Raw genomic sequence first — 22,849 nt, forward strand, 5'->3', positions numbered from 1 at the left:
CCCCATGCGTTTGCTTTGCTCCGCCGGTTTTTCGCTTGCCGTCTTCCTCGCCGCCCCCGCCTTGGCGCAGGACCGTGCCGCTGCGGGCAGCGACGACGATGTGCACACCGGCGACCCGATCATCGTCACCGCACCCTATGTCCGCAGCCTCGACATCCTCGGTAATGTCTCGGTGCTCGAGGGCGACGAGCTGGCACGCGACATCCGCGGCCAGATCGGCGACACGCTGACCCGCCAGGCTGGCGTGTCGGCCACCAGCTTTGCTCCCGGCGCCTCGCGTCCGGTGCTGCGCGGTTTTTCGGGTGAGCGCGTCCGCGTCCTGACCGACGGCATCGGGTCGATCGACGTGTCGAACACCTCCGCCGACCACGCCGTCACCATCGATCCGCTCACCGTCGAGCGCATCGAAATCCTGCGCGGACCCGCCGTGCTGCTGTTCGGCAGCCAGGCGATCGGCGGCGCGGTTAATCTTTTCGACCGCCGCATCCCGCGCAAGGTGCCGGCCGACCACGTCCATATCGATGCGATCGGCGGCTATGCGACCGCCGCCAACGACCGCAACATCGGTAGCTCGATCGACGTCGCGCTGACTCCGCAGATCGTCGCGCATCTGGACGGCAGCTGGCGCAAGACCGGCGATGCACGCTCGGGCGGCTTTGTCTATGCGCCCGGCATCCGCGACGACCTGCTCCATCTTGCGGAACATGAGGTCGAAGAAGGTCATCTGGACGAAGCCGCCGAACTGACCGCCGACGCCAACCGGCGCGGCAAGATCCCGAACACTGCCAGCGAGACTTGGACCGCGGCGGGCGGGCTGTCGCTGATCAACGACGGCGGACAGCTGGGGATTTCGGTCAGCTATTACGATAGCAATTATGGCGTCCCCTCGCGCCCGAACACCGCCCACGACCATGGCGGCGAAGAAGGCGAGGAAGAGGAAGGCCATGACCATGGCGAAGGCCCGGTCACGATCGGCCTGAAACAATGGCGCGCCGACCTGCGCGGTGAGGTCGAAATGGGCGATGGCTTCTTCGACAAGCTCCGCATCCGCGCCGGCTTCGCCGATTACGAACATACCGAATTCGAAGGCGACGAAGTCGGCACCGTCTTTACCAACCAGGGGATCGAAGGTCGGCTCGAACTGGCGCAGAATGATCGTGGCGGCTGGCGCGGCGCCAGCGGCATCCAGTACAGCCACCGCGATTTCAACGCGATCGGCGCCGAAGCGTTCGTCCCGCGCAACCTGACCGACCAGTTCGCACTGTTCACGCTTCAGGAATGGACGCTGGGCTCGCTCGGCGTCGAGGCCGCAGCCCGCTATGAAACGACCGACGTCCGTGCGCCGTCGCTGGGCATATCGCGCAGTTTCGACACTTTTTCAGGCGCACTCGGCGCAAATTACGACCTCAGCGACAGCGCCAAGATCGGTCTGTCCGTCGCCCGTGCCGTCCGCGCGCCCTCGGCCGAGGAGCTTTTTTCCAACGGCCCGCACATCGCCACGCAGGCGTTCGAGGTCGGCAATGTCGACCTGAAGCGCGAAGCGAGCTGGGGCGCCGAAGCGTCGTTCAAGGTCAAGACCGATGCCTTCAGCCTCAGCCTCACTGGCTATGCCAACTGGTTCGACGATTTCATCTATTCCGAGGCCACCGGTGAAGAAGAAGACGAGCTGCCGGTCTTCCAATATTTTCAGCGCGACGCGCGCGTCTGGGGCTTTGAGGCCGAAGCAAGTGCCCGCCTGGCGCAGATCGGCGGCTTCAATATCGTCGGCGACGTCGTCGCCGACATGACGCGCGCCAAGATCAAGGGCGGCGACCATGTCCCCCGCATCCCCGCGATGCGCGTACTGGGCGGACTCGAGGCGCAGGGCGAACGCATCGACGCGCGCGCCGAGGTCGAATGGACCGACGATCAGACCCGCATCGCGCCGTTCGAGACCGCGACCAAGGGCTTTACGCTGGTCAATGCGTCGATCAGCTGGCGGCCGCTGCCCGATACCAGGAACCTGACGCTGTCGCTGGCCGCGAACAACATCTTCGACGTCGAAGCGCGCCGCCACGCCAGCTTTACCAAGGATTATGTGCCGCTCGCGGGCCGCGATTTCCGGATTACGGCACGGGCGAGCTTCTGAGATATCGTCGCCCCCGCCTGCGCGGGGGTGACGATGGTGTCAAAACGGCAATTGCTTGCGCTTGTTCCAGTAGATCGAGGTCGCCGCAGCATAAGCCCCGACCTTTTCCCACACCGCATTGTCCACCTTTTCGATGTCGACGCCGCTGTCGATGTAGGCCTGAACGATCGCCATGATCTGGTCCTCGGACATGTCGCTCGACAGATCGGGATTGGCGCCTGTCGGGCCAAAGTCGAGCGCCTTGTCGACGATCGCCGATGACAGGTTGAGCTTGGCGATATCGCCGACCAGCTACTCGCGCGAAATGCGCGCGAGGCTGTAATCGAAATAGGCCGCCCTTTGGGCTTCGGCGATGCCATGCTTCGCGACGCACCCGTCGGTAACGGTCGACAGTTGCTGAAACAGCGCGTCGCGCGCGGCATCGTCGCCCGCACCCGCCATCGCGGCGCCGATCGACGCCTTGGTATCGGCGGCGACCGAGGTCACTACGCAATCGAATTTTTCACCTTCCTGCGCCGTGGCCGCGGCGGACAGCGCCGCCATCGCCAGCGCGGCGCCCGCAATCAAACCCTTCAGCATGCGCAAATTCCCTTCAACGTCGCATCGCGAACCATCACGACAGCATGGCCATCCCGCCATTTACATGCAATGTCTGGCCAGTGACATATCCGGCCTCTTTCGACGCCAGATAGACGACCGCCGCAGCGATATCGCTGCCCTCACCCATCCGCCCCGCGGGAATACGCTGATTGAGCGCTTCCTTTTGCGCCTCCGGCAAATCGTCGGTCATCGCTGTCGCGATAAAGCCCGGCGCGACGCAGTTCGCGGTCACCCCCCGGCTCGCGAGTTCCTGCGCCAGCGCCTTGGTCATACCGGTGACCCCCGCCTTCGAAGCCGCGTAATTGGCCTGTCCCGGATTCCCCGTCGCGCCGACGACGCTGGTGATCGAGATGATGCGCCCGAAACGCGCCTTCATCATCGGCTTGGCGGCGGCGCGCGCGAGGCGGAAATTGGCTTCCAGATTGATGCGGATGACATCCATCCACTCCTCGTCCTTCATCCGCATGATCAGATTGTCGCGCGTCACCCCAGCGTTGTTGACGAGGATGTCGAGCTTGCCGCCGAGCGCATCGACCGCCGCCGGGATGAGCGCATCGACCGCGGCTGCATCGCCCAGGTTGCACGGCAGCGCGACATGGTCGCCGCCGAGCGTGTCGCGAAAGGCGCTCAGCTTGTCGGCGTTGGACCCCGAAACCGCGAGCCGCGCGCCCTGTGCGGCGAGCGCCTGCGCGATAGCCGAACCGATGCCGCCGCTGGCGCCGGTGACGAGGGCGGTCATGCCGGTGAGATCGAACATCTGCATTTCTCCTGAAATCTGATTCTTAGAGCAACTTGAGCAGCGCTTCGATGTCGTCCATCGAAATCACGCTGACTGTCTCGACCTCACTGCTCGCGCTGCGCTTCACCATCGGCGACAGGACCTTGCCGCCGAATTCGACGAAGTGCGTTACGCCGATGCCTTCCATCGATGCGACGCTTTCGCGCCAGCGGACGCGGCCGGTCACTTGTTGGACGAGCAGGTCGCGGATCGTGTCGCCGTCGCTCACCGGACTGGCGGTGACATTCGCCACGACGGGGACCAGCGGCGCGGCGGGCGGGTTTGCGCCGAGCGCCTCGGCCATCGCGTCGGCGGCGGGCTGCATCAGCGAGCAATGGAAGGGCGCCGAGACGGGGAGCAACACGCCGCGTTTGATCCCGAAATCCTTGACCAGCGCGACCGCACGCTCGACCGCGCCCTTGTGGCCCGAAATCACGACCTGCGACGGGTCGTTATCGTTGGCGACGGTGCAGACCTCGCCCTCCGCCGCTGCATCGGCAAGCTTCTGCGCGGTGTCGATGTCGGCGCCGAGCAGCGCCGCCATTGCGCCAACGCCCACGGGTACCGCCGCCTGCATCGCCTGCCCGCGCGTCTTGAGCAGGCGCGCCGTCGTCGCGAGGTCGAATGCGCCCGCGGCGCAGAGCGCGCTATATTCGCCGAGGCTGTGGCCCGCGACATAGTCGGCCTTGGCGGCGAGCATCACGCCGCCTTCCTTTTCGAGCACGCGCAGCGTCGCAATCGCGTTCGCCATGATCGCGGGCTGGGCATTTTCGGTGAGGGTGAGCTGGTCTTCCGGGCCTTCGGTCATCAGCTGGAACAGCTTTTGCCCCAACGCGTCGTCGACCTCCTGAAACACTTCGCGCGCCGCGGGTGACGCATCGGCGAGCGCCTTGCCCATGCCGACCGACTGGCTGCCCTGACCCGGAAAGATGAATGCGCGCATGTTGCGTCCCCTAGCCTGTTCTTTGATTGGGCCGCGCCTATTCCCTCACCCCGCGCGATGCAAGCCGAAGGGTACGACCTTGTTGGCCGCATCGTGGCCGATGTCGGCACGGCCAAGATAGGGAATGTCGCATCGCGCGCACCACCCCTGCGCGATCTCTTCGGCATCCAGCCCGAACGGCCGGTCATTTTCGCGGACGTCGCTGACGCGCCCCAGCCGGATGCCGGCAAGCCCGCGCGGGCCGAGATAGGTTGCGACGTGGAAAAAGGCGCGGTCAAAGGCGTAGAGATATTCGCTGACTTCCTCGACGAGCAGGACATGCCCCGCCAGATCGGGCTCGAGCGGGGTGCCGAGCAGCATCGACAGCGTCATCAGGTTAAACGCCGCGTGGCGCGCTCCATGTTCGAGCCCGCTCTCGCACGCGCCCGGATCGCGCGCGACGAGCCAGTCGAGCGCGCGGAGCACCGCCGCATCACCGCCCTCGCGCCGGATATCGGCGACCATCGGGCCGTGCGCGACATGGTCGAAACCGTCGCGATAGAGGCAGGCAAGCAGGTTACCCTGATCCGAATAGCCTAGGAAGGCCTTGGCCCTTGCGATGTCAGTCATCGCCGCAACCGCGTCTTCGGCGATCCGGCACGCGCCATAGCCGCCGCGCGCAAACCACAGGGCGTCGATGTCCGGGCGGTTCGCCATTTCGACCAGCGCCGCGAAACGATGTCCGTCCTCGCCCGCGAAATGGCCGTGTGTCGCGAAACATTGCGGATCGAACTCAAGCTCGACGTCGGGGTAGCCGAGGCTGGCGAGCGCGCGCACCGCCTCGGCATCGTCGGGGAGGATCGGGGTCGAGGGTGCAACAATCCCGATACGCATGGACCAAACTTCCCCTCAAACATTCGCATCGAGCGAAGTCTAGATGCCCATCGGCCTTACGTCATCCCCATGGGTGTCTCGACTTCGCTCGACACGAACGGAAATTGGGGTGAGTGCCGGTTGCAAACCCCTCGCCAAGCCCATAACGCCGCGCCATGTCGGAAAACAAATCCTATTTCTTCTGCGGTATCGGCGGGTCGGGCATGTTGCCGCTGGCGATGATCGTCGCGGCGCGCGGCGCCAGCGTGTCGGGCTCTGACCGCAGCCGCGATCAGGGCCGCAGCGCCGACAAGTTCGCGTGGATCGCGGATCAGGGTATCGCGCTGTTCGCGCAGGACGGCAGCGGCGTCGCCGCGGGCCAGACGCTGGTCGCCTCGGCGGCGGTCGAGGACAGCGTCCCCGACATCGCCGCCGCGAACAGGCTCGGCCTCGCGCGCATGACCCGCGCCGACCTTAACGCGGCCCTGTTCAATGGCGCAGGCAAGGCGATCGGCGTCGGCGGGACCAGCGGCAAATCGACCGTCACCGGGATGATCGGCTGGATCCTCGATCGCGCCGGGAAAAAGCCGACGGTGATGAACGGCGCGGTGATGCGCAATTTCGCGAAAGCCGACCACCCCTTTGCCAGCGCACTCGTCGGCGACGACGCGCTGTACGTCAGCGAAGTCGACGAAAGCGACGGGTCGATCGCGCTCTATCGCCCCGACGTCGCGGTGGTCACCAACATCAGCCTCGACCACAAGAGCCTCGACGAACTCCATGCGCTGTTCGGCGATTTCGTCGCCAAGGCGCGGATCGCGGTGATCAACGCCGACGATCCCGAATCGGCGCCGCTGTTCAACGCTGACAATAATCTGCGCTTTGGCTTTGGCGACGGCGCCGCGCTGCGCGGCAGCGATTTCGAGGCGCTGCCCGACGGCTGCCGCTTCAAGGTTCATTTCCTCGCGACCGCGCACGAGGTGCGGCTGCGCATGCCCGGGCGGCACAATGCCATGAACGCGCTCGCGGCGATCGCGGCGGCGCGCGCGATCAACATCCCGGTCGCCGACGCAGCCGCGGCGCTGGCCGATTTCACTGGCCTCGCGCGCCGCTACGAGGTGCTGGGTCAGGCCGGCGGCGTCACCGTGATCGACGATTTCGCGCATAACCCGGACAAGGTCGCCGCGACGCTCGCAGCGGTCAGCGAACTGCCGGGCCGCGCTTTGCTGTTCTTTCAGCCGCACGGTTATGGTCCGCTGCGCCAGATGGGCAAGGAACTCGCGGCCAGTTTCGCGGGCGGCATGCGCGACGGCGACAGGCTGTTCGTGTGCGACCCCGTCTATTTCGGCGGCACCGTCGACCGCAGCATCGGCAGCGAAGCGCTGGTCGCCGACATCGTCGCGGGCGGCGGCGATGCGGTGCATCTGACCACCCGCGCCAATTGCGGCGCCGCGATGCTCGATGAAGCGAAGGCGGGGGACCGCATCCTGATCCTCGGCGCGCGCGACGACACGCTGACCGACTTCGGGTTGGAATTGCTGGAGAAGCTCGGCGCTTAGCCGAACGTGTCCTCGATATTGCTGATCCCGGCCTTGCGCGCGCGATAGCGTCCGATACCGAAGCCCACGAAGAAGACGAGCGTCTGGAGCATCAGTTCGAATGCGATGGTGAAAATCATCGCCACACCAAGGGGAATCCCGTCGACGCCAGCGATCAAGCCGCCGAGACCGCCGAACAGGCTGGCCAGCAGCAGGATGACGCCCGCATGCTTCCACGTCAGCCGGTCGCTGTTCATGCCCCAGCTGAACAGACCGATCAGCGCCGCAATTTCCAACATCGCCATTTCCCCCTAAAGCCCTGCCATGGTGTCGCGCGGCGCGGCCCGCGGAGCAAGCCATTTCAGATGCGGTCGAATATCCGGCCCCAACCCTTGCTTTCCGCCGCCGAATCTGTAAAGGCGCGCTCCATTGGGGCGAGGCGCTTTGCCGTCGCCCCATTTGCTTTGCAGTGATTTCGCAGGGCAAGACGACAGCCGGAGGGGCCTGCGATTGGCGCAGGTCAGCGATCGGCCAAATCGAAGGAAGCGCACCATGCCGTTTTACGAGCATGTCTTTATCGCGCGTCAGGACCTGAGCCAGGCTCAGGTCGATGCGCTGGCGGAAACCGTCACCAACGTCATCGGCGAATTTAAGGGCCAGGTTCACAAGACCGAAACCTGGGGCCTCAAGCAGCTCGCCTACAAGATTCAAAAGAACCGCAAGGGTCATTATGTGATGCTGTCGGCCGAAGTGTCGGGCGAAGCGATCGCAGAGATCGAGCGTCAGGCGGCGATCAACGAAGACATCATCCGCTGGATGACGATCAAGGTCGACGAACTCGAAAAAGGCCCGTCGGTCATGATGCGCAAGCAGGAACGTCGGGGCGGCCGTGGCGGCCGTGACCGCGACGGCGAAGAATAAGGATAAAGACCATGGCACGACCCTTTTTCCGTCGCCGCAAGACCTGCCCCTTCACTGCGAAGGACGCACCGGTCATCGATTACAAGGACGTCCGCCTGCTCCAGGGTTACCTGTCGGAGCGCGGCAAGATCGTCCCGTCGCGGATTACCGCGGTGTCCGCCAAGAAGCAGCGTGAGCTGGCGAAAGCGATCAAGCGCTCGCGCCACATCGGCCTGCTGCCCTACATTGTGAAGTAAGGAGGGCTGGTCTGATGGAAATCATTCTGCTCGAACGCATCGAGAAACTCGGCGGCATCGGCGATGTCGTCACCGTCAAGAACGGCTTTGCCCGCAACTATCTGTTGCCCAACAACAAGGCGCTGCGCGCGAACGACGCGAACCGCAAGCTGTTCGAAGCCAACCGCACCAAGATCGAGGCCGACAACGCCGAACGTCGCGGTGAAGCCGAAGTCCGCGCCAAGGACATCGACGGCAAGCAGATCGTCCTGATCCGCCAGGCGTCGAACACCGGCCAGCTCTATGGCTCGGTTTCGGTCCGCGACATCGTCGACGCCCTCGCCGAAGACGGCGTCACCGGCGTGACCAAGTCGATGGTCGAACTGGAACGCCCGATCAAGGCGCTCGGCCTGGTCGACGTCAAGGTCAAGCTGCACCCCGAGGTCGCCGTGACCGTCGGCGTCAACGTCGCGCGTTCGCCCGACGAAGCCGAAATGCAGAAGCAGGGCATCGACGTCATCGCCGCGATGTTCGAAGAAGAACAGGCCGAAGCCGTCGCTTCGGCGCTGGAACCCGACAGCGAAGACGAATTCGACGACGCGACGCCGCCGTCGGAACGCGCTGCCGAGGAAGCTCCGGCTGCGACCGAGGACGAAGAGGCTTAAGCCCTTCGCTCTCGCGCGAGACAGGAAAGGCTCCGGAACCTGGCGTTCCGGAGCCTTTTTCTTTGGTTTTCCATACGGTTCAATGTCAGCCCATGGGCAGGAAACGAACATTTCGGCTCCCCGGTTACGCGGGCTGGAGCCGCGATCCGCGCGGCGCCTGTCCCGCGCCATCATCCCAAAGTTCAGGAAAGTTCAGCCCATTGCGGCGCCCGGATTGTCGTGCTCGATGGACATAGGGCGGTCGGATCGGGGCCGCGTCAGGAATCCGGGCGGTGACCGCCTTTTTTGCCGACATATGGAAAGAGCTGAGATGAAGGCTGGCACAGCCGAAGATTGTAGGAAAGCGTTTTTGGCGGCGGGTGGCGGCTTTGGGGTGGAGAGCGGTCACAAGCTCCTCTCCCCTTGTGGGAGAGGATAGCGCAGCTTGCTCCGTCAGGAGCTAGCGAAGCTTGGTGAGGGGACGGACGCCAGCCCGCGCAAACCCCCTCTCAACTGCGGCTAGGCAGCAAAGCTGCCAAGCCTTCGTATCTCTCCCACAAGGGGAGAGAGGAAATGACGTACGTCCGCAATCGGTCGTCAGCGCCCCCCTCAATACCCCATCAAACTCAGCACTTCCTTGCGGCTGCGCTGATCATCGAGGAAACAGCCTAGCAACCGGCTCGTCACCATCCCCACCCCGGGGGTACGCACGCCACGCCCGGTCATGCAGCCATGCTGCGCATCGATCACCACCGCAACACCGTGCGGGTGCAGATTGTCCCAGATGCAGCGCGCGACCTCGGCGGTCAGCCGTTCCTGTACTTGCAACCGCCGGGCATAGCCGTTGAGCACGCGCGCCAGCTTGGAAATGCCGACGACGCGGTCGCGCGGCATATAGGCGATCGACGCCTTGCCGGTGATCGGCGCCATGTGATGTTCGCAATGCGACTGGAACGGAATATCCTTCAGCAGCACGAGCTCGTCATAGCCCCCCACCTCTTCAAAGGTGCGCGCCAGGTGGATCGCCGGATCGTCGGCATAGCCGCTGCAATATTCCTTCCACGCGCGCGCCACGCGCTTGGGCGTATCGAGCAATCCCTCGCGCGCCGGATCGTCGCCGGCCCATTCGATCAGCGTCCGCACCGCGTCCGCGACATGGTCGGGAACGACCACCTTGCCGTCCGCTCCCACTTCAACCTTGCTGTCGCTCATCGCCCCACTTTCACTGTTGCATTCTTGCCGCACATTTCGGTGCCCACGCCTAGATAAACAAGGGTCGAACGACAACAATATTGCGGCGTGCGCAAGTTTACGTTGCGGAAACTTGGGATTTTGCATCTTTGCAACTGCCCCATTTCATGTCGCTTTCCAGATCGAACAAGTGGCTTGACGCTCGCGTCAACTAAGCGCACCTTTGGGTTGCATTACAGAACCCGCTCAAGCGGGTCGTGATCCGGAGAGGCCGGCGTTTTTCCCCGACGCCGGTGGGAGAGGACGATGACCAGCACAGCTGGCAAGTGGGATACACCCGGGCATCCGGCCGTTTCGGTCGGACAGCCTTTGCCATGTCTGGTCCTATCCCCTCCCCTTACCACAATTTGAATTTGGGCGGCCCCGCAGTGCGCGGGTTCGAAAAAGGGAGGCTGTAAATGAAGTTCAAGGCACTGATCGGAACGTCGATTCTTGCGATGGCGGTGGCGACACCCGCGTGGGCGCAGGATCCGGCGGAAGAAGTCGAACGCGACGCGTTCGGCGGCGAAATTGTCGTCACGGCACAGCGTCAGTCCGAACGGCTCCAGGACGTGCCGATCGCGGTCAGCGCCTTTTCGTCCGAAGCCCTGGAAGCGCAGCAGATCAAGACGCCGTCGGATTTGCAGCTGACCCTGCCCAATGTGACCTTTACAAAAACCAACTTTACCGGCGCCAGCTTTACGATCCGCGGCATCGGCGACCTGTGCGTCGGCACCACCTGCGACAGCGCGACCGCGATCCATCTGAACGGCGACCCGCTGTTTTCGACCCGCCTGTTCGAAACCGAATTCTACGACTTGGAACGCGTCGAAGTTCTGCGCGGGCCGCAGGGTACGCTGTTCGGCCGCAACGCAACGTCGGGCGTGGTCAACGTGATCACCGCCAAGCCCAAGCTCGGGACGTTCGAAGCCGCCGCCGAGGGCGAATATGGCAATTATAATTCGATCAAGGGCAAGGGGATGGTCAACATCCCGCTCGGGGACAATATGGCGTTCCGCGTTGCGGGCATCTACCTGAACCGCGACGGCTATACTCGCAACGCCTTCCTCAACACCCGTATCGACGATCGCGATCTCTACTCGGTCCGCGGCTCGCTGCGCTGGGAACCCAGCGACGACACGACGATCGACATTCTGGCGTCCTATTTCCACGAAAGGGACCAACGCACCCGTATCCAGAAACAGCTTTGCCAGCGCGATCCGACCGGCATTTTGGGCTGTCTCAACACCCGCCGCGACAACGCACCGTTCAACGGCAACGCCACCTTCACTGCGGCGCTGACATCGCGTGAATTCCTCGCCATCCGGGGGATCCCCACTGCATTCGCGCTAGGCAGCCTTTATGGCCCCGACGTCTATGCCAACACCACCGTTCCCGCCGATCCGCGGGTGGTGAACACCGCTTACACCCCCAGCTATTTCACCAGCGAACTGACCGTTCAGGGCCAGATCGAACATAATTTCGGGCCGGTGTCGCTGCAGGTGTCGGGCCAGTATCAAAAGGTCAAACTGGACGCTTCGCAGGATTATAACAGCAATGTTGGCAACCGCGCGCTCTACGCGGGCGGCCTCGCGACCTTGCAGGCGGCGGCTGGCGGCGCGCTGGGTGCCGCGTTCACCCCCTATTTTGCGCCGGTCGCCGCGGCGATCATTCCCAACGGTCCCACCGGCCAGCTCTGCACCTCGCTCGCAGAGGAGACCGGATATGGCTCCTATGGCGGCAAAAAAATCTGTAGCGATCAGTCGCTGCAATTCGACCGGTCGAACCAGAATAACAGCAGCTGGTCGGTCGAAGGCATTTTGACCAGCGATTTCGACGGACCGTTCAACTTCCTGGTCGGCGGCATCTATGCCGATTATCATCTGACCGAGAACAGCTATTATGTGAACGCCTTCCCCATCGATTATCTGACCGGGGTGTTGGGTGCATTCACCGCGGCGACCAATCCGCCCGCTGCGGGCGGTCCGTTGCCGCCGTCGTTCCTGGCGACGCCCTTTTTCCGCAACAACACCGACGACCTCAAGATCACGTCCTACGGCCTGTTCGGTGAAGCCTATTTCGAGTTCAGCGACCGGCTGAAACTGACGGCAGGCCTGCGTTACAACAATGACAAAAAGGCGGTCACGGCGCGCTCGACGCTCGCCAGCTTCCTGGCCCCGCATGGCGGAACCAGCGACACCGTGTTCGGATCGCCGTTCGTCGGGTCGTTCGATGCCGATCCGGGCACGCCGGGCAATCAGATCATCCAGTCACGCCAGGTCAAGTTCAACAAGCTGACCGGACGCGCCGTCCTCGACTTCAAGGTCACCGACGACAATCTGATCTATGCGTCCTATTCGCGCGGATATAAATCGGGCGGGATCAACCCGCCGCTGCAGCCGATCTTTGCGGTTCCCGAAAGCTTCGCCCCCGAACAGGTCGACGCGTTCGAAATCGGGTCGAAGAACAGCTTCGGCAACGGCGCGCTCCAGCTGAACCTGACCGCCTTCTATTACAAATATAAGGATCTTCAGCTGAGCAAGATCGTCGCCCGCACCGCGGTCAACGACAATGTCAGCGCCAACATTTACGGGTTCGAAGCCGAAGCGATCGTGCGGCCCGACCCGGACCTGGTGATCAACCTGGGCTTCAGCTACCTGCACAGCAAGGTCAGCGACGACAAGTTCACCAGCAATCCGCGCGACTTTGGCGGTGGCCGCTCTGACGCGGTGATCATCAAGGACATCACCAATGCCGCGAACTGCGCCGTGGCGTCGCGGTCGGGCAACGTCGCCGGGGTCAATGCCTTTGTGAACGGGGTGCAGCAGGTCATCAACGGCGGCTTCGTTCCCGGTGTCCAGGGCGGAGCCGGCCTGCAACCCACCACCGCCTTCCCTGCCGACGGCGGCATCGCGTCGACCGGCGCGTTCAGCATCTGCGGCGTCATGGAAGCAGCGGCAGCCGGCGCCTTTGCCGGGGCGGGGCTCAATCCGACCGCTTTCGGCGGGATCGAATATTTCTCCGCCGGGGTTCCCGTCAACATCAAGGGCAACCAGCTGCCGCAGGCACCGAACTACAAGTTCAGCGCCGGCGTGCAATATACCGCGCGGCTGGGCGGCGGCGACATGACGCTCGTTCCCCGCCTCGACCTCGCCTACACCGGCGAAAGCTACGGCAGCATCTTCAACGGCAATGTGAACCGGATCAAGGGCTATGCCCAGGTCAATGCCCAGCTGCAGCTCAACGGCCCCGACGAGAAATGGTATGTCAAAGGCTTCATCCAGAACGTCTTCGACTCGGCCAGCGTCACCGGGCTGTACATCACCGACCAGTCGTCGGGTAACTACACCAACATCTTCACCCTCGAACCGCGCCGCTACGGCATCGCGGCGGGCGTGAAGTTCTAAGCGACCGGCGGCAACGCCGACAAAAAACCCCGGCCTCTCCATCGAGAGGTCGGGGTTTCTTTTGTCCGCTGACCGGAGGGCCGAAGCGTTCGAGCGCCCCAGCCCGCCGCGATCAGAATTTGAAGCGAACGGTGCCGCCATAGGTGCGCGGCTGGCTGGGATAGCCCGACACGCTGCCCGCCTGCGCCACGGCCGGGAAGATCGTCGTCAGATACTCCGCGTTGGTCAGGTTGCGTCCCCACACGCCAACGTCGAGGCCATTGGTCAGGCGAACCGTGAACGACGCGTTGAGCGAGTTCACCTCGCGCTGCAGGCTTTCGGCCACGCCTGCCGGGAAACCGCTCAGGCCTTCGACGATCTGGACCGGGCTTTCATAGCTGTAGTCGACGTGCGCGATCGCCTTCGTCCCGCCCGCAAATTCATGCGTATAGGTGGCGCCCATCGACATCGACAGCGCCGGGATGCCTGCAGGGGTCGTGCCCGAGATGTCGCCGAACGCCGAATTGACGAAGCTGTCGTACTTGGCGTCGAGATAGGTCGCCGCCAGCGTCAGGTTCAGCCCCTCGACCGGCCGCACCGACCCGTCGAACTCGATGCCAAAAGTCGACTGCTTGCCGGCGTTGGCCAGGGCGAAGCCGGTGCCGGTGAACACGTTCCCTTGATCGACTGCTTGAACACCGCGACGTTGACCGCCGCGACGTCCCACTGGCCCTTGATCCCGAATTCATAGACCGTCGATTCTTCGGGCGCCGCAAAGCGCGAGCCCGTCGCCAGGTTCGGGGTGCGCAGGCCCGCAGCGGTGATCGCCGCCAGGTCCGACGCGAGCGGACGGCTGTCGCGCGACAGGTTGACCGAGCTCGCCTTGAAGCCGGTCGCATAAGTCGCATAGACGTTGACGGTGTCGGTCACCTCATAGGCGGCGCGAACGCTGTATGAAAAATCGCCGTCGCTGGTCTTCCCATCCTCGACCGAATTGGGGACGTTCAGGAACGGCGGCAGGAACTGGAATGCCTTCAGCCCATTAAGCGGGTTCGCCGCCGGGTTGTTCTGATTGGCGTTGGCAAAAGCCTGTACCTGTCCCGAAATCCCCGCGAAAGCCGCCGGGTTCGCCGCTGCAAACGCGCCGATTTCAGCCGCGGTTGCCGAACGACCGAGGTTGAGCACGCTCGGGCCGCCGATCGTCTGCGCCAAGCCGCCCTGGAACAGCAGCTGGTTGCGGAACGGCGCATATTGCGGCGCGTCGAGATTGAGCCCCGAGAAGGTGTCGGTGCTGATCACATTGGTCGAAAAATTCTTGCGGTCCTTGGTGTAGTTGCCGCCGAACGACAGGGTCAGCCGGTCGGTCACTTCAAAGTCAAGCGTGCCAAAGATCGAGAACGCTTCGTCCTTCATCCGATAGGCTTCGTCGAGCCCGTCGCCGGCGCGGAAGAAGGTGCCGAGATAGCGGGTCGGGGCGCCCTCGAGCGCGCCGAACGTGCCTTCGAGCAGCGCGACGTTGAGCGCATTGCCGCTCGCGGCGCGGATCAGCTGGTCGCCATAGGGGCGGAACTGGGTGCCGAAGCGGATGTCGTTCTTCTGCCGGATCTTCTCGTTGAAATAATAGCCGCCGAGCAGGAAGTTGATCGGGCCGTCAAAATCCGACGTGACGCGCAGTTCCTGGGTGAAGGTGTTGATCCCCAGGTCCTGGCTGTTTTCACCGATCAGGTCGGCGCCGGTGAAATCCGAATCCTGGTTGGTCAGCGCCTTGACCTTGCGGTACGCGGTGATCGAGGTCAGCGCGAGGTTGCCGAGGTCATAGTCGATCTGACCCGAACCGCCGTAGTTTTCGATCTCGTTCGACGACAGGAAGTTGTTGTACACATTGTACGAAAAGGGGTTGTTCGCATCGACGCTGGGGCCGCCCGCCAGCGCGTTGGTGATGGCAACGGTCGGACCGGCGATGACGTTGCCGGCGATGCAGCAATTTTCGTCGATCTTGTCATAATCGCCGATCAGGCGGATCGACAGCGCGTCGGTCGGTTCGAACAGGAGCTGGCCGCGCACGCCCCAACGGTTGCGGTCGTTGACGTCGGTGCCAAGCTTCAGATCCTGCGCATAGCCGTCGCGGCGATTGTAGCTGCCGCCGATCGAGAAGGCGACCGTCTCGCTGATCGGCCCGGTCACGTCGCCCTTGACGGTGATCGCGTCGAAATTGCCATAGGTCACTTCGGCCGAACCGCCGAATTCATACTGCGGCTTTTGCGTGACGATGCTGATGACGCCCGCCGATGCGTTCTTGCCAAACAGGGTCGACTGCGGCCCGCGCAGCACTTCGATGCGTTCGACGTTCGGAAGGTCGCCGATCTGGGCGGCCGAGCGCGACCGATACACGCCGTCGATGAACACGCCGACCGACGGTTCGATACCGGCATTGTTGGCACCGTTACCGAAACCGCGGATGATGAAGTTGGTGTTGGCGCTCGACTGGAGCTGCGACACGCGGAGGCTAGGGACCGCGGTCTGCAGGTCGATGAGGTCGCGGATCTGCGATTCCTCCAGCTGCGCCGCCGACGTCACCGAAACGGCGACCGGCGTGTCCTGCAACGTCTGCGACCGCTTCGACGCGGTCACGATGATGTCATTGCCATAATCGGCATCGTCGACCGCGACCGCGCTGTCGTCGGCGGGGGCGGCGTCCTGGGCAAAAGCGATGGCGGGGGTGGCGCTGGCGCACAGCATCGTGGCGCCCAGCAAAAGGTTGCGCAAAGTCATGATGTCTCTCTCTCTCCAAACCGGTGCAAGCGCGGCCCTGCGGCCAAAGAGGGAGATGCCCCACCGGAACAGGCCGCTGTAGTTGCCGCGCGCGCCGCGTCAACGCGGCGGCATCAGGTAATTCCGTTTTTCTTCGCATTTGTGTCCGAAAAGCAACAGTTTGCACTGCAACATAAGCGTCGCGCGCGAGCCCCGAAAGCCCTGCAAATGCGCTAGCCCACCGCGCGCCATGCGCCGGGCACCCGATCGCCCAGCGCCCAGGCGCCGATGCCTAACCGCACAAGCCGTAGCGTCGGGTAGCCCACCGCCGCGGTCATCCGCCGCACCTGACGATTGCCTCCATCGGTGATGACGATCTCCAGCCAGCTGTCGGCGACGCTCTTGCGAAAACGCACCGGCGGATCGCCCGGTCAAAGTTCGGGCGGCTTGATTCCAGCGGCTGGGATAGTGGTGCCCGGGGACGGGATCGAACCGCCGACACTGCGATTTTCAATCGCATGCTCTACCAACTGAGCTACCCGGGCAGGGCCGCTGCGACCCGTTGGTCGCGCTGGCGAGCGGCGGCTATAGGCAGGGCTTGTAGTCCTGTCCAGTGGCTTTGTGATGTCCGATTTTCCGCGTCAACTTTCGTCGAAACGATCGCTGTCGGCGGTCCCGTCGGGCGCCTGCGTCGCGGCGACGCGATAGTCTTCGCCGAACCAGTTCAAGAGGTCGCGGTCGCGGCAGCCGCGACTGCAAAAGGGTTTGAACTCCGGCTCGCGCGGCTTGCCGCAGAGCGGACAGCGCGGCGGTTTATTGGGCATGTCCGGTTCCTTTGCTCGCGGCGTCGGCGGTCAGTTGGACCGGACGTCCGGTCCGTCTTTGCAACAGCGCGGTCCACGCCGGATGCGCCGCGATATGGTCGATCACCGCGGGCCGCGCGGTCAGCGTCAACACCCCCGCCCCCACCGCACGCTCAGCCTGCCGCAGCAACAGCGCCGCATCGGTGGCGACCGGATCGAGCACGACCTGTTCGATCAGCGACGGACGATCGCGGCGGCGTATGATCTGCATCAACCCAAAGCCGTTTACCGCGGTGCGCTCATAAGGCTGCGGCAGTGCCGCATCGACTGCGGCGTCGATCATGTGGCGCCCCTTGCGATCGGAGAGCGAGGGGAAATCGATGCCGATCGAACCGCCGATGTCGCAGCAGCGGATCACTGCAGCCGCGGCCTTTGCACCGACCTGGGCCAGCGTCAGCGCATCACCGCCGCCATCAATGTCGATCAGCACCATCGCCGGGGTCGCATCGACCCACAGCGCGCCGCCGTCGAAGGGCCAGTGACCGGTGCGGACATGATCGATCAATTCGGACCAGCCCGCCTGTTCCAGCCGATCGGGATCGGTCGGGCGCAGCTCGGTTACCGGCAGGCCGCTGGCTGCGATCCGCGCGCGCAGGTCGGGACCGTCGCCGGGCGCCGCGCCTGCGTCGGCCAACCGCGCACGCGCCGGCTTGTCGCGCCCGCGTTCGCGCAGCGCCATACGGGTGATCTCGACGGTCAGCGCGGCGCCGATCGATGCCGCTGGCGGCAATCCGGTCAGGGTCGCGGTGGGCGCACCGGGCCAGTCGAGCGTCACCAGCGCCGATCTGCCTGCTTCGACCAGCTGCGCCGCGACCACCGCCCCGACACGCGGCCCGGTCCCTTCGCGTTCGATCCGTGCTTCCAGAATGTCGTCGCCGTCAACCAGCGCCGCGCGCGCTTCGCCGATCCCGGCTTCGTACAGCCATTCAACCAAGGGGGATGCCCGCGCTGGTCAGCAAGGTGCGTGTTTCAAACAGCGGCAGTCCGACGACGTTCGAGTGGCTGCCCGACAGGAAACGGACAAACGTTTCGGCGCGCCCCTGGATCGCATAACCGCCAGCCTTGCCCATGCCTTCACCCGAAGCGACATACCATTCGATCTCGGCGGCACTCAGCACCTTGAACGCGACGACGGTATCTGCCACGCGCACGCGCGCCTTGCCGTCGGTCCCGACGACGCACAGCCCCGAATAGACATGGTGCCGCCGCCCCGACAGCAGGCCGAGCATGCGGCGCAGATCCGCCTCGTCGGCGGGTTTTTCCAAGATGCGGCGCCCGACCGCGACGGTCGTGTCGCCCGCGAGCACCACCTCGTCCGGCGCACGCGCGACCGCCAGTGCCTTGCCCTTGGCCAGCCGCGCGACATAATCACGCGGCAGTTCGGCCTTCAGCGGCGTTTCGTCGATGTCGGGGGACGCGATCCGTGCCGGGATCACGCCGATGCGCGCCAGCAGCTCACGCCGCCGGGGCGAAGTCGAAGCGAGAACCAGTCCCGGCATGGGCGCAGGAGTTTTCGCCGCGCCGCTCACTTGAAGCGATAGGTGATCCGACCCTTGGTCAGGTCATAGGGGGTGAGTTCGACGAGCACTTCGTCGCCAACCAGAACGCGGATGCGGTTCTTGCGCATCTTTCCGGCCGTATGGCCCAGAATCTCGTGGTTGTTTTCCAGTTTGACGCGAAACATCGCGTTGGGCAGCAGTTCGACCACTTGGCCGCGCATCTCCAGAAGTTCTTCTTTCGCCATCAGTCCTCTAGGATCTCACAAAATAAGGATGCGCGCCCATAGCCGCAAAATGCCGCGATGGAAAGCGGTCTGTCACGCGACAAGCCGCAGCTTTCGCGCGATCCGCCAGCCCACCGACCGCGCCCAGGCATAGCTTGGCCAGCGCGGCGGCATCGCCGGGTCCAGCCCCATGCGGCGCAGCGCGGCGTTGGCGGCGTGCGCTTCGGATTCGCGATAGCTCCATTCGCTGCGCCAGGTGATCGACAGCGAGATCGACGGCGCATCGCCATTGGCGACGAAGTGCGGCGCCATCACCGGCATCAGCACGGCGTCGCCGGGAGCGAGCGGCACCAGCTGCGCATCGGCATGGAAATCGTCCTGCCACGGCAGGTTGCGGTGGCCGCCGCCATGATAGCGTTCATGCTCGCGGCGATCGGCAAAACGCTCGTCGCCCGCGGGCCAGACGTTCATGACCTTGGTCCCGCGCAGTTGCAGCAAAATATTATGCTCGGGGTCGAAGTGATAGGGCGTGATCGACCCCGGCGACGAAATGAAGATGAACCCCTGCGGCGTCAGCATCGCGCCCGTCCGCGGTTCGACCACCGACTTGAGTTCGCCGAGCAGGTCCATCAGCAGCGTGCGATAAGCCGGAACATTTTCGATATTCTTGAGCACCGCCCAGCTGCCATTGGTGTCGATGGTGCGGATCGTCTCGCCGATCGACAGGCCGTTAGACGGGACATCCTCGGGACGGATCCCGATCGGGACATTGCCCGGATTATATTCGACCGCGCTCGCCGGCATGCTTTCGGCAAGCTCTGCCAGCGCCTCGATCGACAGCAAGGGATGGTCGGGCAGATGATGGCGCAGCAGCCCCGCCTTCAAAGGATATAGCGCCGCCATCGCCGCCAGCGTGTCGGCGGGGAAAACGGGAGCAGAGATCGGCTGATGCGCAGTCATGTCGGGCTTTCTACTTCATTTTTGACGGCGGCGGGAGCTTTCCAGCGTCGCCAGAGCCGCTCGATCCTGGCGAGCATCGCAAAGCGCAGCCGGTCGGCGGGCGACGACAGCGCGGCGTTGACCCACACCAGCGCGCGGCGCTCGCGCCAGACGCTGTCGATCATCGGATGTCCGGGCGCAGCGCAGCTGTCGACCCACGCAATCGCCGGATCGTCCAGCAGGTCGAGATTTTCCTGTTGCAGCAACACCCCGGGCGAAAAGCGGGCATATTCCTCGTCGAACGCGGTCTTGAACGAAAAGCCCCCGGGCGGCGCCCGAAAATTGATCAGCATCGCCAGCGGTCGCTCGTCGAGGTCCAGCGCACGCATGTCGAGCCGTCCCGCCTCTGCGGCACCGGCGATGATGGCGCGGAACCAAGCCTCGGTATCGCCATGGCTGGCGAGCGCCGATCCGGCGCGGCCTTTCCAGCCGCGCGCCTCCAGGTCCAGAAAGCTGTCGATCCACGGATCGATCGCCTCTCCCGCCTGCCAGCGCCGAAAACGCACGCCCCCCTGCTCGGCGAGCCGATTGGCCTGGCGCCGATGCTCCTTGCGCTTCTTGGCGCGTACCGCGGTGTCCCAATATTCGGCGGGCGACAGGTCGCTGGCGAGCAGCGCGCGCTCTTCACGATGGACGATCTCGGCTTCGCCGCCGCGCACCCGCGCGACATCGACCAGCGCGCGGTGCAGTGGTCCATCCTCGGTCAATCGCGGCACATGCAACAAGGTCCGCGCCCACGGCGCCGCGTCGCACCAGCCGAGCAGGATCGACCAGAACAGGCGTTCGAACCCCGCGCGGACCAGCGGCAATCCCAGAAAATGATTGGGGTGCCCCCAGCCGGTCACATGGCGCAGCGGCAGGCGGCCATATTGCGGCGCAGCGGCGATCGGCATGATGCCGATCACCGGCCCGTCGCTGCCGTCGCGCACCATGACCAGCCGCGCGGTGCGATCGGGGTCGAGCAGGTGCAACGCCGATTGCAGGCACCAGCGTTCGGCAAAGGGATTGGGTTCGCTGGCCTCCGCCGCCAGCCGGTCCCACGCCGCCGCCAGCTCGGGTGAAAGCGCCAGCGGGTCGACGATACGCACCGTCAGCGGATCGGCGGGGGTGGCGTCGGCGGGAAAGGCGGGGTGCACCGTCATCGGGTGGAGGTTAGCAGGGAAGCGTTAAAATGGGGTGGCGATTCGACGCTCCCCTTCCCCCTTAATGGGGGAAGGATACGCAGCCTAATCGCGAAGCGATTAGGCGAAGTTGGATGAGGGTGATGGCGCGTCCTTGCTCCGCCATCTCAGGCCGAGAGCGCCCCCCACCGCTGCGATTAAGCCAGCAAGTTGGCAAGTCACGCAGCCTCCCCCATCAAGGGGGAGGGGCAAAAGCTCAAATCCCGAACAGTTTCGCCAGCGACTTTTCCAGCATGAAAAACTGCCAGATCAACCGCCCATGGTCGCGCCGCCCAGACTGGTGCGCCGCGACGATACGCTCGATCTCGGCCATGTCGAACCAGCCCGACCGCGCCAGAGTCGACGACGTCGCCAGCCCCCTCGCCTGCTCGACCAAAGCGCCGCGGAACCATTGCGACACCGGCGTCACAAACCCCATCTTGGGCCGATACAGGATGTCGTGCGGCAGATAGCGTTCCATTGCCTGCTTCATGATCGCCTTGCCGGTCGATCCCTTGACGCGCATCGACGCGGGCAGGCTCGCGGCGAATTCGATCAGCCGATAATCGAGCAGCGGCTCGCGCGCCTCGAGGCTCACCGCCATACTCATCCGGTCGGTCTTGGTCAGGATGTCGCCGGGCAGCCAGATCATCAGGTCGGCATATTGCGCGCGGTCGAGCGGCTCGCGCGCCGGGGCTTCGGCCATCGCCTTCCAATAGCGCGCCTCGGCGACATGATCGCCCAGCGCATGATGCGCGGCGTCGTTGAACAGGAGCGACCGCTGCGCCTGCCCCGTCACCCCGACCGCTTCGGCATAGCCTTCGGCACCGCTTTTGGACAGGCTGGCGAGCGTTGCGCGCGCGCGCAGCGGGCGCGGTGCCCAGTCCATCTGCGGCCAGATCTTCGCCAGTGGCCCCAGCACCCCGCGGCGCATGAAGCCCGGGATCAACCCGCGCAGCCGCTCCTCCTGATGCTGGAACACCAGCCGCCGATAGCCGGCAAACGCCTCGTCGGCGCCGTCGCCCGACAGCGCGACGGTCACGCTTTCGCGCGCGAGCTCGCACACGCGGTAGGTCGGCAGCGCGCTGGCGTCGGCAAATGGCTCGTCGAAATGATCGGCGATCGTATCGACCAGCCCGAAATCGCCCGACGACACAGTGCGCGTGCGATGATCGGTCGCGAAGCGTTCGGCGATTTGCTGGGCATAGGCGGTTTCGTCGAGCGCCGCCTGATCGAAGCCGATCGTGCAGGTCTTGACCGCCTTCGCGCTCGCTTCCGCCATCAGCGCGACCACCGCGCTGCTGTCGACGCCGCCCGACAGGAACGCGCCGAGCGGCACGTCTGCGACCATGCGGTCGGTCACTGCGGCGCGCATCAGGTGAACAAGATGCTCGGCCGCCTCGCCTTCGCTGGCCTTGATGCGCCTGGAAAAATCAGGCGCCCACCAGCGCGTCGGTGCGGGGACGGGCTTGCCGCGTTCGAGCAGCAAATAATGGCCTGCGGGCAGCTTCTCGACCCCCGCGACAATGCAATTGTCGTCGGGGACATAACCAAAGGCTAGGAAATCCTCGATCGCAGTCAGATTGGCTTCCTGCCGCAGGAGCGGGTTGCGCAGCAGACCCTTCAGTTCGGACGCAAACGCCACCGACCCGTCCGACAGCCGCGCATAGTGCAGCGGCTTCACCCCCAAGCGGTCACGCGCCAGGAACAGGCAGCCGCGCGCATGATCGTGGATCGCAAAGGCAAACATGCCGTTCAGCCGCGACAGGCAATCGGGCCCCCATTGCCGCCACGCCGCGATGATGACCTCGGTATCGCCGCTGGTGCGGAACCGGTGGCCGCGATCCTCCAGTTCGGAGCGCAGCTCGCGGAAATTATAGATTTCGCCGTTATAGGTGAGCGTCACAGCTTCGTCATCGCTCGCCATCGGCTGCGGACTGCCGTCGATGTCGATGATCGACAGGCGCAAATGACCGAGCCCGACGCCGGGAGCGGTCCAGACGCCCGACCCGTCCGGGCCGCGATGCGCCATCGGATGCAACATTGCGCGGAGGCGCGCCGGGTCGACGGGCTTCGCCGTTTCCAGATGATAGATGCCCGCGATCCCACACATGGCGC

General features: G+C 64.6%; 20 protein-coding genes, 1 tRNA gene and 2 pseudogenes. 6 read left to right on the forward strand and 17 right to left on the reverse strand.

What is annotated here, in order from left to right; genetic code table 11:
* The first annotated feature begins 4 nt into the window (after positions 1-4).
* Positions 5-2,128: a TonB-dependent receptor gene (locus SPYCW_RS11075; protein ID WP_120216826.1), complete on the forward strand. Its 2,124-nt coding sequence runs from the start codon at positions 5-7 to the stop codon at positions 2,126-2,128.
* A 39-nt stretch (positions 2,129-2,167) separates the two neighbouring features.
* Here the strand turns inward: SPYCW_RS11075 and SPYCW_RS19420 are convergent, their stop codons facing one another.
* From SPYCW_RS19420 to SPYCW_RS11095, 5 genes are all read right to left on the reverse strand, one after another.
* Positions 2,168-2,302, reverse strand: coding sequence for a hypothetical protein (locus tag SPYCW_RS19420; RefSeq protein WP_269461322.1), 135 nt, complete (start codon positions 2,300-2,302; stop codon positions 2,168-2,170).
* Between the two features lie 117 nt (positions 2,303-2,419).
* Positions 2,420-2,707 carry a hypothetical protein gene (locus SPYCW_RS11080; RefSeq protein WP_120216827.1) on the reverse strand — a complete coding sequence of 96 codons (288 nt, stop codon included), beginning with the start codon at positions 2,705-2,707 and terminating at the stop codon, positions 2,420-2,422.
* A 34-nt stretch (positions 2,708-2,741) separates the two neighbouring features.
* A complete protein-coding gene (fabG, locus tag SPYCW_RS11085; protein ID WP_120218260.1) occupies positions 2,742-3,485 on the reverse strand; it encodes a 3-oxoacyl-[acyl-carrier-protein] reductase in 744 nt (247 codons plus the stop codon).
* Positions 3,486-3,510: 25 nt separating this feature from the next.
* A complete protein-coding gene (gene fabD / locus SPYCW_RS11090) occupies positions 3,511-4,449 on the reverse strand; it encodes an ACP S-malonyltransferase (RefSeq protein WP_120216828.1) in 939 nt (312 codons plus the stop codon).
* 45 nt (positions 4,450-4,494) lie between these two features.
* The gene (locus SPYCW_RS11095) at positions 4,495-5,322 is read right to left on the reverse strand and encodes an LD-carboxypeptidase (RefSeq protein ID WP_120216829.1); all 828 of its coding nucleotides are present in this window, start codon (positions 5,320-5,322) and stop codon (positions 4,495-4,497) included.
* Between the two features lie 155 nt (positions 5,323-5,477).
* Here SPYCW_RS11095 and SPYCW_RS11100 point away from each other — a divergent pair, with 155 nt between their 5' ends.
* Positions 5,478-6,860 (forward strand): Mur ligase family protein, encoded by a 1,383-nt coding sequence (locus tag SPYCW_RS11100; RefSeq protein ID WP_120216830.1) that lies wholly within the window; start codon positions 5,478-5,480, stop codon positions 6,858-6,860.
* Here SPYCW_RS11100 and SPYCW_RS11105 read toward each other — a convergent pair.
* Positions 6,857-7,138, reverse strand: coding sequence for a hypothetical protein (locus SPYCW_RS11105; RefSeq protein ID WP_145985977.1), 282 nt, complete (start codon positions 7,136-7,138; stop codon positions 6,857-6,859). The genes SPYCW_RS11100 and SPYCW_RS11105 overlap by 4 nt on opposite strands.
* A gap of 253 nt (positions 7,139-7,391) precedes the next feature.
* Between SPYCW_RS11105 and rpsF the strand changes: the two genes are divergently transcribed.
* Genes rpsF through rplI form a run of 3 tightly spaced genes read left to right on the forward strand, consistent with a single transcriptional unit; the run spans position 7,392 to position 8,640 of the window.
* On the forward strand, positions 7,392-7,760 hold the full coding sequence (gene rpsF, locus SPYCW_RS11110; protein ID WP_120218261.1) for a 30S ribosomal protein S6: 369 nt from the start codon (positions 7,392-7,394) through the stop codon (positions 7,758-7,760).
* An 11-nt stretch (positions 7,761-7,771) separates the two neighbouring features.
* Complete coding sequence (gene rpsR / locus SPYCW_RS11115; protein ID WP_088440322.1) at positions 7,772-7,996, forward strand: 30S ribosomal protein S18; 225 nt, start codon at positions 7,772-7,774, stop codon at positions 7,994-7,996.
* A 14-nt stretch (positions 7,997-8,010) separates the two neighbouring features.
* The gene (rplI, locus tag SPYCW_RS11120; RefSeq protein ID WP_120216833.1) at positions 8,011-8,640 is read left to right on the forward strand and encodes a 50S ribosomal protein L9; all 630 of its coding nucleotides are present in this window, start codon (positions 8,011-8,013) and stop codon (positions 8,638-8,640) included.
* A gap of 588 nt (positions 8,641-9,228) precedes the next feature.
* On the opposite strand, the gene folE is transcribed toward rplI, so the two are convergent.
* Complete coding sequence (gene folE / locus SPYCW_RS11125) at positions 9,229-9,831, reverse strand: GTP cyclohydrolase I FolE (protein ID WP_120216835.1); 603 nt, start codon at positions 9,829-9,831, stop codon at positions 9,229-9,231.
* 437 nt (positions 9,832-10,268) lie between these two features.
* On the opposite strand from folE, the gene SPYCW_RS11130 reads away from it, so the two are divergent.
* Complete coding sequence (locus tag SPYCW_RS11130) at positions 10,269-13,256, forward strand: TonB-dependent receptor (RefSeq protein WP_120216837.1); 2,988 nt, start codon at positions 10,269-10,271, stop codon at positions 13,254-13,256.
* Between the two features lie 112 nt (positions 13,257-13,368).
* Here SPYCW_RS11130 and SPYCW_RS11135 read toward each other — a convergent pair.
* The 10 genes and pseudogenes from SPYCW_RS11135 to SPYCW_RS11180 all read right to left on the reverse strand — a co-directional run bounded on the left by SPYCW_RS11135 (position 13,369) and on the right by SPYCW_RS11180 (position 22,844).
* Positions 13,369-16,007: pseudogene (locus tag SPYCW_RS11135) on the reverse strand (TonB-dependent receptor).
* 212 nt (positions 16,008-16,219) lie between these two features.
* Positions 16,220-16,417 (reverse strand): annotated as a pseudogene (locus SPYCW_RS11140) (pseudouridine synthase); the annotation flags it as partial.
* Between the two features lie 38 nt (positions 16,418-16,455).
* Positions 16,456-16,531: transfer RNA gene (locus tag SPYCW_RS11145), tRNA-Phe, on the reverse strand.
* A gap of 96 nt (positions 16,532-16,627) precedes the next feature.
* Positions 16,628-16,810, reverse strand: a complete 183-nt coding sequence (locus SPYCW_RS11150; protein WP_120216839.1) for a DNA gyrase inhibitor YacG — start codon at positions 16,808-16,810, stop codon at positions 16,628-16,630.
* Positions 16,800-17,783, reverse strand: a complete 984-nt coding sequence (locus SPYCW_RS11155) for a ribonuclease E/G (protein WP_120216840.1) — start codon at positions 17,781-17,783, stop codon at positions 16,800-16,802. Before SPYCW_RS11155 ends, SPYCW_RS11150 begins: the two co-directional genes overlap by 11 nt.
* Entirely contained in the window at positions 17,776-18,348 is a 573-nt protein-coding gene (locus tag SPYCW_RS11160) for a Maf family protein (protein WP_120216842.1), read from the reverse strand. Before SPYCW_RS11160 ends, SPYCW_RS11155 begins: the two co-directional genes overlap by 8 nt.
* A 26-nt stretch (positions 18,349-18,374) precedes the next feature.
* Complete coding sequence (gene infA / locus SPYCW_RS11165; RefSeq protein WP_120216844.1) at positions 18,375-18,593, reverse strand: translation initiation factor IF-1; 219 nt, start codon at positions 18,591-18,593, stop codon at positions 18,375-18,377.
* Between the two features lie 72 nt (positions 18,594-18,665).
* Positions 18,666-19,532, reverse strand: coding sequence for a cupin-like domain-containing protein (locus SPYCW_RS11170; RefSeq protein ID WP_120216846.1), 867 nt, complete (start codon positions 19,530-19,532; stop codon positions 18,666-18,668).
* On the reverse strand, positions 19,529-20,713 hold the full coding sequence (locus tag SPYCW_RS11175) for a GNAT family N-acetyltransferase (protein ID WP_120216848.1): 1,185 nt from the start codon (positions 20,711-20,713) through the stop codon (positions 19,529-19,531). The genes SPYCW_RS11170 and SPYCW_RS11175 overlap by 4 nt, the downstream gene beginning before the upstream one ends.
* A 235-nt stretch (positions 20,714-20,948) precedes the next feature.
* On the reverse strand, positions 20,949-22,844 hold the full coding sequence (locus SPYCW_RS11180; RefSeq protein WP_120216850.1) for an XrtA/PEP-CTERM system amidotransferase: 1,896 nt from the start codon (positions 22,842-22,844) through the stop codon (positions 20,949-20,951).
* Positions 22,845-22,849: the final 5 nt, after the last annotated feature.

The sequence above is a fragment of the Sphingopyxis sp. EG6 genome, from assembly GCF_003609815.1.
Lineage (GTDB): Bacteria > Pseudomonadota > Alphaproteobacteria > Sphingomonadales > Sphingomonadaceae > Sphingopyxis.